Source organism: Variovorax sp. PEI5 (genome assembly GCF_056679935.1).
Genome location: NZ_CM155257.1, coordinates 3,009,202 through 3,024,119 on the forward strand (window position 1 = coordinate 3,009,202; position 14,918 = coordinate 3,024,119).

General features: G+C 69.9%; 13 protein-coding genes. 7 read left to right on the plus strand and 6 right to left on the minus strand.

All coding sequences use genetic code 11. The features are described 5' to 3' along the window. Positions 1-11: 11 nt before the first annotated feature. The 3 genes from AC1MLT_RS13820 to AC1MLT_RS13830 all read right to left on the minus strand — a co-directional run bounded on the left by AC1MLT_RS13820 (position 12) and on the right by AC1MLT_RS13830 (position 4,661). Complete coding sequence (locus tag AC1MLT_RS13820; protein ID WP_481032776.1) at positions 12-2,264, minus strand: TonB-dependent receptor; 2,253 nt, start codon at positions 2,262-2,264, stop codon at positions 12-14. A 146-nt stretch (positions 2,265-2,410) separates the two neighbouring features. After that, positions 2,411-3,175: a class II glutamine amidotransferase gene (locus AC1MLT_RS13825; protein WP_481032777.1), complete on the minus strand. Its 765-nt coding sequence runs from the start codon at positions 3,173-3,175 to the stop codon at positions 2,411-2,413. Positions 3,176-3,179: 4 nt separating this feature from the next. After that, the gene (locus AC1MLT_RS13830; protein ID WP_481032778.1) at positions 3,180-4,661 is read right to left on the minus strand and encodes an MFS transporter; all 1,482 of its coding nucleotides are present in this window, start codon (positions 4,659-4,661) and stop codon (positions 3,180-3,182) included. Positions 4,662-4,764: 103 nt separating this feature from the next. Here AC1MLT_RS13830 and AC1MLT_RS13835 point away from each other — a divergent pair, with 103 nt between their 5' ends. Further along, positions 4,765-6,204: a zinc-binding metallopeptidase family protein gene (locus tag AC1MLT_RS13835; protein WP_481032779.1), complete on the plus strand. Its 1,440-nt coding sequence runs from the start codon at positions 4,765-4,767 to the stop codon at positions 6,202-6,204. On the opposite strand, the gene AC1MLT_RS13840 is transcribed toward AC1MLT_RS13835, so the two are convergent. Both AC1MLT_RS13840 and AC1MLT_RS13845 read right to left on the minus strand, forming a co-directional pair. Then, positions 6,177-6,440, minus strand: coding sequence for a cysteine-rich CWC family protein (locus AC1MLT_RS13840; RefSeq protein ID WP_481032780.1), 264 nt, complete (start codon positions 6,438-6,440; stop codon positions 6,177-6,179). The genes AC1MLT_RS13835 and AC1MLT_RS13840 overlap by 28 nt on opposite strands. 2 nt (positions 6,441-6,442) lie before the next feature. Beyond that, positions 6,443-8,620, minus strand: a complete 2,178-nt coding sequence (locus tag AC1MLT_RS13845; protein ID WP_481032781.1) for a malate synthase G — start codon at positions 8,618-8,620, stop codon at positions 6,443-6,445. A gap of 225 nt (positions 8,621-8,845) precedes the next feature. Here AC1MLT_RS13845 and AC1MLT_RS13850 point away from each other — a divergent pair, with 225 nt between their 5' ends. Both AC1MLT_RS13850 and AC1MLT_RS13855 read left to right on the plus strand, forming a co-directional pair. Further along, positions 8,846-9,838, plus strand: a complete 993-nt coding sequence (locus tag AC1MLT_RS13850) for a LysR family transcriptional regulator (protein ID WP_481032782.1) — start codon at positions 8,846-8,848, stop codon at positions 9,836-9,838. Further along, positions 9,835-10,287: a DUF2214 family protein gene (locus AC1MLT_RS13855; RefSeq protein ID WP_481032783.1), complete on the plus strand. Its 453-nt coding sequence runs from the start codon at positions 9,835-9,837 to the stop codon at positions 10,285-10,287. The genes AC1MLT_RS13850 and AC1MLT_RS13855 overlap by 4 nt, the downstream gene beginning before the upstream one ends. A 22-nt stretch (positions 10,288-10,309) precedes the next feature. Here AC1MLT_RS13855 and AC1MLT_RS13860 read toward each other — a convergent pair whose 3' ends face one another. Beyond that, entirely contained in the window at positions 10,310-10,630 is a 321-nt protein-coding gene (locus tag AC1MLT_RS13860; RefSeq protein ID WP_481032784.1) for a PsiF family protein, read from the minus strand. A gap of 140 nt (positions 10,631-10,770) precedes the next feature. On the opposite strand from AC1MLT_RS13860, the gene argS reads away from it, so the two are divergent. From argS to lptA, 4 genes are all read left to right on the plus strand, one after another. After that, the gene (argS, locus tag AC1MLT_RS13865; RefSeq protein ID WP_481032785.1) at positions 10,771-12,456 is read left to right on the plus strand and encodes an arginine--tRNA ligase; all 1,686 of its coding nucleotides are present in this window, start codon (positions 10,771-10,773) and stop codon (positions 12,454-12,456) included. A gap of 33 nt (positions 12,457-12,489) precedes the next feature. After that, positions 12,490-13,212 carry an SPOR domain-containing protein gene (locus AC1MLT_RS13870; RefSeq protein WP_481032786.1) on the plus strand — a complete coding sequence of 241 codons (723 nt, stop codon included), beginning with the start codon at positions 12,490-12,492 and terminating at the stop codon, positions 13,210-13,212. Between the two features lie 116 nt (positions 13,213-13,328). After that, positions 13,329-13,991 carry a thiol:disulfide interchange protein DsbA/DsbL gene (locus AC1MLT_RS13875; protein WP_481035020.1) on the plus strand — a complete coding sequence of 221 codons (663 nt, stop codon included), beginning with the start codon at positions 13,329-13,331 and terminating at the stop codon, positions 13,989-13,991. A 264-nt stretch (positions 13,992-14,255) separates the two neighbouring features. Next, positions 14,256-14,915, plus strand: a complete 660-nt coding sequence (gene lptA, locus AC1MLT_RS13880; RefSeq protein ID WP_481032787.1) for a lipopolysaccharide transport periplasmic protein LptA — start codon at positions 14,256-14,258, stop codon at positions 14,913-14,915. The last annotated feature ends 3 nt before the right edge of the window (positions 14,916-14,918 follow it).

Below are 14,918 nucleotides of genomic sequence, written 5' to 3' on the forward strand. Positions count from 1 at the left end.
CGGGCGCGGCGTCAGAAGTTGACCGAGGCGGTCAGGCTGAAGGTGCGCGGCGTGCCCAGCACGAGGTAGCCGCTGCCCGGATAGCCGCCGACCGAGGCCCAGTAGTCGCGGTTGGCCACGTTGTCGATGCGCGCGCGCAAGGTCACCAGCTTGCCGGCCATCTCGGTCACGTAGCGCGCGCCGATGTCGAGCCGGCCCCAGCCGCCCACGCGCAGGGTGTTGGTGGCGTTGGCGTAGCTGCCGCCCGAGGCCACCACGCGGCCGTTGAGCGACAGGCCGCGCACGCCAGGCACGTCCCAGTCGACGCCGATGCTGCCCTGGGCCGTCGGCACGCCGATCACACGCTGGCCGTCGGTGGCGGCGACGCCGGTGGATTTCTGCTGGGCGTCGAGCAGGGTGAGACCGCCGAGCAGGCGCAGGCCGCGCGTCACCTCGCCGAAGGTGGTGAGTTCGAGGCCCTGATGGCGGTCCTTGCCCTGGGCGACGAAGAAGCCGGCGCCATCGACCAGCGAACGCGGCTTCTCGGTGGAGAACAGCGCCACGCCGCCGCCGATGCGGCCACCGTCGTACTTGATGCCGATCTCCTGCTGCTTGGAGACATAGGGCTTGAGCGATTCGCCCGCGTTGCGCACCGGAACGCCGTTGAGTTGCGACGGCGCCGACTCGCCCTGCGACAGGCCCTCGATGTAGTTGGCATAGACCGACAGGTCGGGCCGGGCCTTGAACACGATGCCCACGACCGGACTGGTGCGGCTCTGGTCGTACGAGGTCACGGCGCCGCCGGGATTGGTCACGATGCCGTTGAAGATCGTGCGATAGCCCGTGTCCTGCGTCGCCAGGCTCTGCTGGCGCAGGCCGACCGTCAGGCGCAGGCGGTCCTCCATGAACGACAGCGTGTCGCCGATCGCGACGCTGTGCAGGCGGACCTTGCCGTTGAGCGCCGGGTTGGCCAGGTCGTTGCCGAGGAAGTTGAGCGCCGGCGCGGCATAGCTGGACGGGTTGTAGAGGTTGGTGGCCAGCGACGTGCCGGTGCCCGTGCCGAGCCCGTAGGCGTTCTTCTTCTCCAGGTCGAAGAACGAGTAGGCCGCGACCCACTCGTGGCCGACCGTGCCGGTGCGGAAGCGGCCGCGCACGCCGAGCTCGGCGGTGCGCACGTCGTCCTGGCGCGTGTTGTCGAAGCGCGATTGCGTGCCCGCGCCGGTGGCCGCGTCGGTGACGGTGAAGCCGGCGAGCGAGTTGGCCTCGTTGCCGCGCCGCGCGCCGGCGGCGGCCCAGGCCGTGATGCCGGGGGCGAGGTCGTATTCGCCGCGCACGCTGCCGAAGGTGTCGCGCTCGTTCGAATAGGTCCAGGGCTGGGCGAAGTTGGTCTGGTTGTCCGGCGCCCGGGGAATGGCCGTGAGCGTGCCCGATGGCGTGACGTTCGGCCGCGTGCCGCCGAGGCGATGCTCCTGGTGGCCGATGTCGGCGGAGATGCGGGCATCGCGGCCGCGCCAGTCGAGGCCGAGGGAGAACAGGTCGAGCTTGACGCGCTCGCCGTCGACGCCGGTGCCACCGTCGCGGTGCGCCGCGTTCAGCCGGATGCCCAGGCTCTGGTCGGGCCCGAAGCGCCGGGCGATGTCGGTGGCGGCATAGGCCTGCGAACCGGTGGCCAGTCCCAGGCTGACTTCGGTCAATGCCTCGTTGGGCGCGCGCTTGGGCAGCAGGTTGATGTTGCCGCCGATGCCGCCGCCCGAGGGCGTCGCGCCATTGAGGAAGGCGCTCGCGCCGCGCAGCACCTCGACCCGCTCGAAGAGCTCCGACGCGATGTACTGGCGTGGCAGCAGACCGTAGAGGCCGTTGTAGGCGATGTCGTCCGAATTGACGATGAAGCCGCGGATGAAATACGACTCCTGGAAGTTGCCGAAGCCGCGCGCGATGCGCACCGAAGGGTCGTTCTGCAGCACGTCGGCGACGCTGCGGGCCTGCTGGTCCTGGATCAGCTGGTGCGTGTAGCTGGTGGTGGAGAACGGCGTCGCCATCACGTCCTGGGTGCCCAGGATGCCGACCCGGCCGCCGCGCGCCACCTCGCCGCCGGCGTACGGTCTGGCGAGGCCGTCGGCCGAGGCATCGGCGCTGGCCTCGACCGTCACGGTCGACAGCGTCGCGCGGCCGTCGGCGGCGAGGGCCGCGGCGGGCGATGCGGTCTGGGCCGAGGCGCCGAGCGCCTGGAGCGCCAGCATGGCGGCGATCGTGATCGGTCGGAGGGAGCAGGGAAGGGAGGACATCGGGATGGGAATGAGCGGAAGGACGGCATCGCAAATGCGAACCGTTATTATCCTCATCCCACGCCCGTGAGCGTGCGCTCAGACTGCTGGCTGAATGCCCACTGTTGTTTGAATGCGACCTTTGGTACTAGGTCGACGGGCGATGCTCAACCGTGCCGGCGCCCGTCCACGAACACCGCCAGCTCGCCCGGCGCGAAGGCCGTCCAGGTCTCATTGGTGGTCAGCGGAGCCGTCACCACCATGGCCACGCGATCCTCGGGCGTGGTGTGCTGGGCGAAGTCGATCGCCACGTCCTCGTCGGCCAGATGGGCCAGCATGAAGGGATGCTGGCGCTCGATGTACCAGAGGTGGGTCGAGGCATGCGACCACAGCGCCTGCCCGTTGGAGAGCATGAAGTTGAAGGTGCCATGGCGCGCGGCGCGCGGCGCGAGTTCGCGCAGGGTCAGGGTCAGCTCCTCGATGCTGGGGACGTCGGCATGCGACTTGGCCAGCTCCTGCATCAGCCAGCAGAAGGCATGCTCGCTGTCGGTGTCGCCCACCGGATGGAAGCTGCCGTGCAGCCGGGGCCGGAAGTCCTTCAGGTCGCCGTTGTGGGCGAAGACCCAGTAGCGGCCCCAGAGCTCGCGCACGAAAGGATGGCAGTTCTGCAGGTTGACGCTGCCCTGGGTCGCCTTGCGGATGTGGGCCACGACGTTGCGGCTCTGGATCGGGTAGCGGCGGATCAGGTCGGCCACGGGCGACTCGCAGGCTGGCGAATGGTCGACGAAATGCCGCAGGCCGCGATCCTCGAAGAACGCGATGCCCCAGCCGTCGGAGTGATGGTCGGTGCGCCCGCCGCGATGCGCGAAACCCCGGAAGCTGAAAGTGATGTCGGTGGGCGTGTTGCAGTTCATGCCGAGCAGCTGGCACATGGGATCAGGACTCCTTGGGACGCGGGGCGGTGGACGGACGGTCGCCATCGGTGCGCAGCTGCCAGGCCGCCAGCAGGGCGAGGGCGCACAGCGAGGCCAGCATCAGGAAGACCTCGTTGAAGGCCGCGAGCCGGGCCGGGCTGGTGGCCGCCTGGGTCAGCGAGTCGCCATGCACGGCGAGCCGCCACTCCAGCGCGATGGCGCACAGGCTCACGCCGGTCGCGCCGCCGAGCATGCGCAGGAAGCTGATGGCGCTGGCGCCCTGCGGGATCAGCGGCTTGGCCAGCGGCCGCATCGAACCCAGGTTGAGCGAGGGCAGGATGAAGCCCAGGCCGATGCGCCCCACCACGGCGAAGGCCACCAGCCACCACAGGGTGCCGCCCAGGCGCAGCGTGACCATCAGCGCGAACGACACCGCCAGCAGCGCCAGCCCGATGCTCACCAGCAGCCAGGTCGGCTGGCGGTCGGCCAGGCGCCCGACGCCGGCGATGGTGAAGGCCAGCACGATGCCCGCGGGCAGCATGATCGTGCCGACGTGGGAGGCCGACAGGTGCAGCGCCACCTGCATGTAGACCGGCAGCAGGTAGGTCGAGCCGAACAGGGCGGCGCCATAGATGAAGGCCACCACGCTGCCCATGGAGAACTGCCGGTAGCCGAACAGCGTCATGTTCATCAGCGCCGCCTCGCCCCGCGCCGTCATGTGGCGCTGCAGGCGGATGAAGGCGACCAGCGCGACGACGGCGCCGGCCAGCAGCACGCCGGCCTCCAGCGGCGAATCGCCACGCAGCGCGACCAGGCCGTTGAGCAGGCACAGCGTGCCCACCGTGCCGATGAGCAGGCCGCGCCAGTCGAGCGCGCTGTCGCGCGCCGCCGCCACGCCGCCCGGCGCCGTGACCGGCACGAAGCGGTAGGCCAGGGCGATCGAGGCGATGCAGAAGGGCACCACCATGAAGAAGATCGAGCGCCAGCCGAACAGGTCGACCAGCACGCCGCCGATGCTCGGGCCGATGGCCGGTGCCAGCACCACGCCCATGCCGAAGATGCCGCTCGCGCGGCCCTGCTCGTGCGGCTCGAAGGCGCGCAGGATGATGATGGCCGGGATCGGCTGCACCACGCCGGCAGCCAGGCCCTCGACGATGCGCGCGGCCAGCACGAGCGAGAAGTCGGTGGCCAGCCCGCCCGCCACGCCGCCGGCGAGCAGCAACACCATCGTGCCGACATACGTGCGGCGGTAGCCATAGCGTCCGAGCAGCCAGGGCGTGGTGAGCATCGACACCGTCATCGCCACCATGAAGCCGGAGCTGACCCATTGCGCGCGTTCCTGCCCGAGCACGAAGTAGTGGCTCATGTCGGGGATCGCCACGTTGACGATGGTCGAGGACATGATGGACGCCATCACGCCGACCATCACCGACAGCAGGAGATACCACCGGTAGCGCTCGCCGTAGCGGGCCCGCAGGGGAGAGACGGGGTCGGGATTGGACATGGGTGTCCTACAAGGATATCGGCCTTTGCGGGGCCGCTTTGCAGGAGGAGGCGCCCACAATCATCCGCGCGCAATGTCGCGCCGCCGCACCGATCTCCCGACCATGGACGCTTTCGTATCCCAGCCCAGCCAACCGCTCGACGACGGCCGGATCCCGCCCGGGATCCAGGCCGATGCCGAGATGGCGGCGCCGTGCGAGGAGGACAGCGGCTCGCTCGCGGTCGAGCTGCGCGCTCCCACCATCAGCCGGGCCTACCAGTGCCAGTGCGGCCGTCCGGTCTACCTGCGCAACAGCCAGTGCCTGGCCTGCGGCACGCACCTGGGCTATGTCACCGAGCGGCTGGGCGTGGTGCCGCTCGAGACCGCCAACGGCGATGGCTCCGATCCCTACAAGTACGTGGTCCATGGCGACGTGGGCGGGCGCACCTGGCGGCGCTGCGCCAACTTCGACACCGCGTCGCGCTGCAACTGGATGGTGCCGACGCCGCGTGATGGCGAGGAGGGCGAGCTCACCGGGCACGGCCTGCTCGATGGCTTCTGCCTCTCGTGCAGCGCCACGCGCACCATCCCCGACCAGTCCGTCGAGGCCAATGGCGTGCTGTGGAACAAGCTGGAGCTGGCCAAGCGCCGCCTGATGTCGCAGCTGCTCGTGCTCGGCCTGCCGATCGTCACGCGGCATGCCGACCCGGTCGGCGGCCTGGCCTTCGACTTCCTGAGCGACCTGCCCGGCGGCCCCCGCATCCTCACCGGCCACGAGAACGGCCTCATCACCCTGAACGCCGCCGAGGCCGAGGACGTGGTGCGCGAGCAGATCCGCGCCGAGATGCGCGAGCCCTATCGCACCCTGGTCGGGCATTTCCGCCACGAGATCGGCCACTACTACTGGGACCGGCTGGTCTACCCGACCCGCTGGCTCGACGATTTCCGTCTCCTCTTCGGCGACGAGCGCGACAGCTACGCGGATGCGTTGCGCGTCCATTACGAGCAGGGTCCGCGCCCCGACTGGGCCGACCGCTGCGTCACCAGCTATGCGAGCGCGCATCCGTGGGAGGACTGGGCCGAGACCTGGGCGCACTACCTGCACATGGCCGATGCCGCCGACACGGCGATGAGCTTCGGCGTCGATGCGCGCAATGTCGAGATGTCGAGCGACCTGTTCGACTTCGCCGACCTGTGGCAGCCCGACCATCCGGGCGCGTCCAAGTTCCTCGATTTCCTCAACGGCTGGGTGCGCCTGACCAATGTGCTCAACGAGCTGTCGCGCAGCATGGGCCAGTCGGACTACTACCCCTTCACGCTGCCGCGCGCGGCGGTCGGCAAGCTGCAGTTCATCCACCAGATCGTGACCGAGCAGCGCCTGCAGGCGCAGGCCATCGGCGAGATGCCGGCTCCGGTCGCGACGGGTGGCGACGATGGCACGACCGATGTGATCGAGGTCCCCGTGGGCGGTGGCAACGCCGACGCCGGTGGCGATGCATCCGATGGCTTCGCGGCACCGCCCGCCGCGTCATCGGGTTACGCGCCCGCTCCGCTCGGCGCCTGAGCGGCGGCGGCCCGCGCCGCGCAGTCTGCGCAGATGCAGGCGACATCGCGCGCCGCTGCCGGCAACGGGCCGGCCAGCACGGCCGTGAAATCCATCGACAGGCACCAGCACGGCCCTGGCTCGGCGCCGGCGACGCGCGCCGCCTCCATGGCGCAGCCGTTCGGCGCGCCGCACAGCGGGCAGCGCGCCGGATCGGGCGCGGTGGCGCCCGGCTTCGCATCGGGCGCCCGGACCACGATCAGGCTTCGCCCTTCACCTTCAGGCGCCAGGCGTGCAGCAGCGGCTCGGTGTAGCCGCTCGGCTGGTCGACACCCTTGAACACCAGGTCCTGCGCCGCCTGGTAGGCCGCCGAGGTCTCGAAGTGGCCGGCCATCGGCTGGTAGAGCGGGTCGCCGGCATTCTGGCCGTCGACCACCGCCGCCATGCGCTCGAAGGTCTCGTTGACCTGGGCCGAGGTCACCACGCCATGCACCAGCCAGTTGGCGATGTGCTGGCTGGAGATGCGCAGCGTCGCGCGGTCCTCCATCAGGCCGACGTTGTGGATGTCGGGCACCTTGGAGCAGCCCACGCCCTGGTCGATCCAGCGCACCACGTAGCCCAGGATGCCCTGGACGTTGTTGTCGAGTTCCTGCTGCTTGTCGGCATCGCTCCAGTCGGCCTTGGGCGCCACGGGCACCTGCAGCAGGTCGTTCAGGATGCGGTCGCGCTCGGCGTTGGCGTCGATCTTCTCCAGCTCCTTCTGCACCTCGGCCACGTTGACCTGGTGGTAGTGCAGGGCGTGCAGCGTGGCGGCGGTGGGCGAGGGCACCCAGGCGGTGTTGGCGCCGGCCTTGGGGTGGCCGATCTTCTGCTTGAGCATGTCGGCCATCAGGTCGGGCATGGCCCACATGCCCTTGCCGATCTGCGCCTTGCCGCGCAGGCCGCAGGACAGACCGGTCAGCACGTTGTTCCTTTCATAGGCGGCGATCCAGGGCGTGGTCTTCATGTCGCCCTTGCGCAGCATCGGGCCGGCGCGCATGGCGGTGTGCATCTCGTCGCCGGTGCGGTCGAGGAAGCCGGTGTTGATGAAGGCCACGCGCGCGGCGGCCTCGGCGATGCAGGCCTTGAGGTTGACGCTGGTGCGGCGCTCCTCGTCCATGATGCCGAGCTTGACGGTGTTGGCCGGCAGTCCCAGCAGCCGCTCGACGCGGCCGAAGAGCTCGCTGGCGAAGGCGACCTCGGCCGGGCCGTGCATCTTGGGCTTGACGATGTAGACGCTGCCGGTGCGCGAGTTGCCCTTGCGCTTGAGGTCGATGGTGGCGATGGTGGTCGTCACGACGGCGTCGAGGATGCCCTCCGGGATCTCCTTGCCGGCCGTGCCCCACAGGATCGCCGGGTTGGTCATCAGGTGGCCGACATTGCGCAGGAACATCAGCGAACGGCCATGCAGCGCGAGCGGCTTGCCATCGGCGCCGATGTATTCGCGGTCCGGGTTGAGGCCGCGCGTGAAGCGCTTGCCGCCCTTCTCGACCTCCTCGGTCAGGGTGCCCTCGATGATGCCCAGCCAGTTCGAGTAGGCCAGCACCTTGTCGGCCGCGTCGACCACGGCCACCGAATCCTCCAGGTCGAGGATGGTGGAGAGCGCGGCCTCGAGCACCAGGTCGGACACGCCGGCCGGATCGGTCTTGCCGATGGCGGTCGTGCGGTCGATGCGCAGGTCGAGGTGGATGCCGTTGTGCCTGAGCAGCACCGACGACGGCGCGGCGGCATCGCCCTGGTAGCCGACGAACGCGGCCGGGTCCTGGAGTCCGGTGCTGCTGCTGTGCAGCGTGACGACCAGCGCACCGTCCTTCACGGCATAGGCGGTGGCGTCCTTGTGCGAGCCGTTGACCAGGGGCGCGGCCTGGTCGAGCACGTCGCGCGCGAAGGCGATGACCTTGGCGCCACGCACCGGGTTGTAGCCCGAGCCCTTCTCGGCGCCCTCGGTCTCGGGGATGGCGTCGGTGCCATAGAGCGCGTCGTAGAGCGAACCCCAGCGCGCGTTGGCGGCATTGAGCGCATAGCGCGCGTTGAGGATCGGCACCACCAGCTGCGGGCCGGCCTGCAAGGCCAGCTCGGCGTCGACGTTGGCGGTGGTGGTCTGCACGTCGGCCGGCTGCGGCAGCAGGTAGCCGATCTTCTCCAGGTGCGCGCGATAGGCGGGCATGTCGGTGATCGGGCCGGGATTGAGCTTGTGCCAGGTGTCGAGCTCGACCTGCAGGCGGTCGCGCTCGGCCAGCAGCGAGGCGTTCTTGGGGGCCAGGTCGGCCACGATGGCGTCGAAACCCTGCCAGAACGCGGCGCTGTCGACGCCGGCGGCCGGCAGCACCCGGTCCTCGATGAAGCGATGGAGTTCGTTGGCGACCTGGAGGCCGTGGACGGTGGTGCGATCGGACATGGGAACCTCGTTGAATGAAAGTGGGGCGGCCGAAGCGGCGCATGCGTGTGGCACGGGCTTCGGGACCCGTGAGCGTACGCCTCGCGCGGTTCGTCGCATGTCGTACTTTAGGAGATCGTCGCGTGAAGATTGAGGGCCCGGGCGGCTTTTGATTCGTGACCTGGATGAGGGTAATCGAGTACCTCACGCTCTCCAGCCTTCGCGGTGCCTGTCGATAATCCGGCCATGGACCGCCTGACCCAGCTCGAATCCTTCGTCGCCGTCGCCACGCGCGGCAGCCTGGCCGCCGCGGCCCGGGCCGAGGGCGTGGCACCCGCGATCATCGGGCGGCGCATCGATGCCCTGGAAGCGCGACTGGGCGTCAAGCTGCTGGTGCGGACCACACGCCGCCTGAGCCTCACGCACGAGGGCAGCGCCTTCCTGGAGGACTGCCAGCGCCTGCTGGTGGGCGTCGCCGATGCCGAAGCCGGCGTCAGCGCCGGTGGCGTCAAGGCGCGCGGGCACCTGCGCGTGACGGCGCCGGCCGGCTTCGGCCGCCGCCACGTGGCGCCGCTGGTGCCGCGCTTCCATGCGATGCATCCGGAAGTGACGATCTCCCTCAACCTGAGCGACCGCGTGGTCGACGTGGCGGGCGAGGGCTACGACTGCGCGGTGCGGGTCGGCGACCTGCCCGATTCCTCGCTGGTCAGCCTGCGGCTGGCCGACAACCGGCGCCGCTGCGTCGCCACGCCCGCCTTCCTGCAGCGCCACGGCACGCCGCGCCATCCGGCGGAGCTGGCGCGCTTCGCCTGCCTGACATTGTCGAGCGATGCCTCGCAGACGCGCGGCTGGGCCTTCCGGGTGCCGGCCGGGGACGGCGGCGGCACCACGACCATGCATCTCAAGCCGCATGGCCCGCTCGACTGCAGCGATGGCCAGGTGCTGCACGACTGGTGCCTGGCCGGCCACGGCATCGCCTGGCGCAGCACCTGGGAGATCGACGCCGAGATCGAGGCCGGCGCCCTGGTGCCGGTGCTCGACGAATTCGCCGCGCCGCCCAATGGCATCTACGCGGTGTTCCCGGGCGCCAAGCACCTGCCGCTGCGCGTGCGTCTGTGGCTGGACTTCCTGAAGGCGGAATATGGACGCGACGATTTCTGGGCCGGCGCGACCGTGGCGCCCCGCACAATGGCGCGCCACGCCCCGCGTGCCGATGCCACCCCGGAGCCCGCCCGATGACCCTCGAAGCCATTCTTTCCTACCTGCACCTGCTGGCCATCCTCACGATGGTCGTCTTCGTCGCCAGCGAGGCCGCGCTGTGCCGCGTGCAGTGGCTCAACGCCGCCGTGGTCGAGCGCCTGGCCAAGGTCGATCGCATCTACGGCATCGCCGCGCTGGCGGTGCTCGCCACCGGCGTCACGCGCACGCTGCTGGGGGTCAAGGGCACGGCGTGGTACTGGAGCAATCCGCTGCTGCACATGAAACTCACGCTGTTCGTGGTGGTCGGCGTGATCTCGATCTTCCCGACCCTGACCTTCCTGCGCTGGCGCAAGGCCGTGCGCGCCGACGGCTCGCTGCCCAACGAGGCGCAGATCGCCCGTGCGCGGCGCCTGGTCATGGTGCAGGCGCACATCATCGCCGTCATCCCGCTGCTGGCGGTCTTCCTGGCGCGCGGCTACGGCAAGTGACGCGCCGCGCGGGGCACGGGCGTCAGACCGCCGGCGTGCTCAGGCAGCTCTTCATGTAGGTCTTGCGGTCGTCGCCCTTGAGCTTCTTGTCGCTGGCGCCGACGTTGCAGGTCTTCATCTTCTCCTGCTGCGTCATCCTGGGCGCGCTGGCCGACAGGCATTCCTTCATGAACGCCTTGCGCTCGTCGCCCTTCTTGCCGGTGGCGTCCTTGTTGCAGGCCGTCATCTTGTTCTGCTGCGCGGTCGGCGCGCGCTCCGAAGTGCCCGGTGCCGCGGGCTGCGCCTGGGCCGCGCCGAAAGACAGGCTGGCGCCCAGGGCGATCAGGGAGAGGAGGGTCTTCATGGTGCGGAATCCTTAGGAGGGGAAGCGATGGGAGGGAAAGGCGGCTTCGCGTTCACGCGGGGCCGTCCTGGCTAACGTCCGCGTGGCCGGCGCGGATGACGCGGCGCGAGCCGCATGGAACGCGCCGGTAAAATCCTTCGATGCTATTGGTCAAACAGGAGCTGCTCGCCGCGTTCGCGGGCACGCTCGAATCCTTCTCTCCCGGCGCCGGCGCCCGGGCCGTCTTCGAATCCCCCAAGGTCGCCGCGCATGGCGACTTCGCCAGCACGGCCGCCATGCAGCTGGCCAAGCCGCTCGGACGCAAGCCGCGCGAGCTGGCCGAGGACATCGCCGCCGCCCTGCGCGCGACGCCGGTCTTCGAACGCTGGGTCGAGGCCATCGACATCGCCGGTCCCGGCTTCCTCAACATGCGCCTGAAGACCGCCGCCAAGCAGGAGGTGGTGCGCGAGGTGCTGGCCGCCGGCGCGGCGTTCGGCCGCCGCGCGCCGACCGGCGAGCGTGTGCTGGTCGAGTTCGTCTCGGCCAATCCGACCGGGCCGCTGCACGTGGGCCATGGCCGCCAGGCCGCGCTCGGCGATGCCATCTGCAACCTGATGGCCACCCAGGGCGCCGACGTCTGGCGCGAGTTCTACTACAACGATGCCGGCGTGCAGATCCAGACGCTGGCCCAGAGCACCCGGCTGCGGCTGCAGGGCTTCAAGCCCGGCGACCCTGAATGGCCGAGCGGCGAGAAGGCGGCCGCCTACAACGGCGACTACATCGCCGACATCGCCGCCGACTTCAGGGCCGGCAAGACCGTCAAGGCCGACGACCGCGAGGTCACGGCGACCGGTGACATCGAGGACCTCGAGGCGATCCGCCAGTTCGCGGTGGCCTACCTGCGCCACGAGCAGGACCTCGACCTGCGCGCCTTCCAGGTGCGCTTCGACCACTACTACCTGGAGTCGAGCCTCTACACCAGCGGCCGCGTGGCGGCCACCGTGCAGAAGCTCGTCGATGCCGGCAAGACCTACGAGCAGGACGGCGCGCTGTGGCTGAAGTCGACCGACTATGGCGACGACAAGGACCGCGTCATGCGCAAGTCCGATGGCGGCTACACCTACTTCGTGCCCGACGTGGCCTATCACATCGCCAAGTGGGAGCGTGGCTTCCACCGCGTCGTCAACATCCAGGGCACCGACCATCACGGCACCATCGCGCGGGTGCGCGCCGGCCTGCAGGCCGCCGGCGTCGGCATCCCGGAGGGCTACCCGGACTACGTCCTGCACACCATGGTGCGGGTGGTCAAGGGCGGCGAGGAGGTCAAGATCAGCAAGCGCGCCGGCAGCTATGTCACGCTGCGCGACCTGATCGAATGGACCAGCACCGATGCCGTGCGCTTCTTCCTGCTCTCGCGCAAGCCCGACACCGAATACACCTTCGATGTCGACCTGGCCGTCGCCAAGAACAACGACAACCCGGTCTACTACGTCCAGTACGCGCATGCGCGCATCTGCTCGGTGCTGGCGGCGTGGGGCGGCGACGAGGCCGGCCTGAAGGACGCCGACCTGTCGGCCCTGGAGAGCGCGCCGGCGCAGGCGCTGATGCTGCTGCTGGCCCGCTATCCCGAGATGCTCACCGCCGCCGCCCGCGACTTCGCGCCGCACGACGTCACCTTCTACCTGCGCGAACTCGCCGCCAGCTATCACAGCTACTACGATGCCGAGCGCATCCTGGTCGAGGACGAAACGCTCAGGCGGGCCCGCCTGGCGCTGGTCGCAGCCACCGCGCGCGTGCTGCACAATGGCCTCGCCGTCCTCGGCGTGAGCGCGCCGCGCAAGATGTGATGTCACCGAACTCCTGATCCCCTCGTCCCGACCATGAAACACAGACAACGCGGCAACATGGCCATCGGCCTGATCATCGGCATCGTCGTCGGCCTGGGCGTGGCCCTCGGCATCGCGGTCTACGTGACGAAGGTGCCGGTCCCGTTCATGAACAAGACCCAGCGCGGCGGGGCCGACCAGGACGAGGCCGAGGCACGCAAGAACCGCGACTGGAATCCGAACGCGCCGCTCTCGGGCAAGGCCGCCCGCACGGCGCCGGCGCAGCCGGCCACGGTCGGACCGCTCAATCCGCCGGTCTCGGACGGCGCGGGCTCCGGCCCGGTCCCTGTGACCGTCGCGCCCGACGCGCGCGGCGGCTCGGCGGCCGGCGCGGCGCGCGCCACGCGCGTGCCGGTGCCGGCCGAGGTCAGGCCGCCGGCCGCGGCCAATGCGCCGGCGGCATCGAGCGATCCGCTGGGCGACCTGGCGCGCGCCCGCTCCGGCGCCACCGCCACCGCGCCGACCACGGGCGAGGCCGATCCCTTCATGTACTTCGTCCAGGCCGGCGCCTTCCGCAGCAACGACGACGCCGATGCCCAGCGCGCCAAGCTCTCCCTGATGGGCGTCGAGGCCCGCGTGACCGAACGCGAGCAGGCCGGGCGCACCGTCTATCGCGTGCGCGCCGGTCCGTTCAACAAGAAGGACGATGCCGACCGCCTCAAGGAGCGGCTGGACAACGGCGGCCTCGAGTCGAACCTGGTGCGCGTCCAGCGCTGACACCCCTCACCCGGGCCGGGTCCCCCCGGCCGTCCTCCCGGCACCGGAGCGCCGCCGCGCGGGAACTCCCGCCGGCCATCCGGCTCCTCTCAGCCCTACAGGAGAAACCTTTGATGATGAAACGCCGTGATTTTTCGCTGACCGCCGCCTCCCTCGCGCTGCTCCCCCTGGCCGGCGTGGCCGGCATGGCCGGCGCCCAGACCCCGGGCGGCGCCTTCAAGGCCGGCACCGACTACCAGGTGCTGGGCAAGCGCGCCCCGATCGAAACGCCCGCCGGCAAGGTCGAGGTGGTCGAATTCTTCTCCTACAACTGCCCGCACTGCGCCGCCTTCGAGCCACGGCTCGAGAGCTGGGTCAAGCAGTTGCCGGCCGATGTCGCCTTCAAGCGCATCCCGGTGCCGTTCGTGGGCAACGACACCGAGCCCAAGCAGCGTCTCTACTACACGCTCGAAGCCATGGGCAAGCTCGACGAGCTGCATCTGAAGGTCTTCCAGGCCATCCACCAGCAGCGCCAGAGCCTGACCGGCGATGCCGGCATCGTGGGCTGGATCGAGAAGCAGCCCGGCATCGACGCGAAGAAGTTCAACGAGCTGTTCAAGTCGTTCACGGTCGTCGGCAAGGCCAAGCGGGCGATGCAGCTGACCACCGACTACAAGGTCGAGGGCGTGCCGGCCCTGGGCGTGGCGGGTCGTTTCTATGTCGATGGCGGCACCGCCGGCTCGCTGGAGCGCGCATTGCAGGTGACCGACTTCCTGATCGGCGAGGCCCGCAAGGGCTGATACCGCGCTCCCGCGCGCCGCCCGACGCCGCCCACCGATCCCGTGCCGGAAAGCGATGTCGGCACAGGTCGTCCAGCCCGCTTCGGCGGGCTTTCTTTCTGGTCCGCCGACCCGGCGAAACGGACCCTACAATCGATCAGCAAGTTTCGTGCCTTTACGCCCCCGCGGCGTCGAGTTTCAGATCCTTTTCTTGCCCACCCAGCATCCATGAACCTGCGATTAAATCTTTCTACTTCAGAAGTAGCGCGTTCCACTGTCCTGTGGATGGCTTCGCTGGTCCTGGGGGCGCTGCTGGCGGGAGGGGCCTCGCCGGTCCGGGCCGAGAAGGCCGACCGCACCAAGCCCATGAACATCGAGGCCGACGCCCTGCGCTACGACGACCTGAAGCAGACCAGCGTGTTCACCGGCAACGTGCTGGTGACCAAGGGCACGATCATCATCCGCGGTGCGCGCATCGACGTGCGCCAGGATCCGGAGGGCTACCAGTACGGCATCGTCACCGCCGCCCCGGGCAAGCTGGCCTACTACAAGCAGAAGCGCGACAGCGGCACCGACGAGTGGACCGAGGGCGAGTCCGAGGTCATCGAATACGACAGCCGCGCCGACAACGTCAAGTTCATCCGCCGCGCGGTGATGCGCCGCCTGATCGGCAGCAAGGTCAACGACGAGACCACCGGCGCCATGATCGTCTACGACCAGAGCAACGACACCTTCACCGTCAACGGCTCCGCGGTGCCCCCGGGCGCCAGCGTCGCGGCCGGCGCGCAGGGCGGCCGCGTGCGCGCCGTGCTGACGCCGCGCGCGGCGACCGAGGGCGCGGCCGGCACTCCGGCGGCGCCCGCCCAGGCGCCGGCCGCGCCGGCCGGCCGGGGCCTGCGTCCCAGCACGACGCTCGGCGGCGGCAACGGAGCATCCACCCAGTGAACG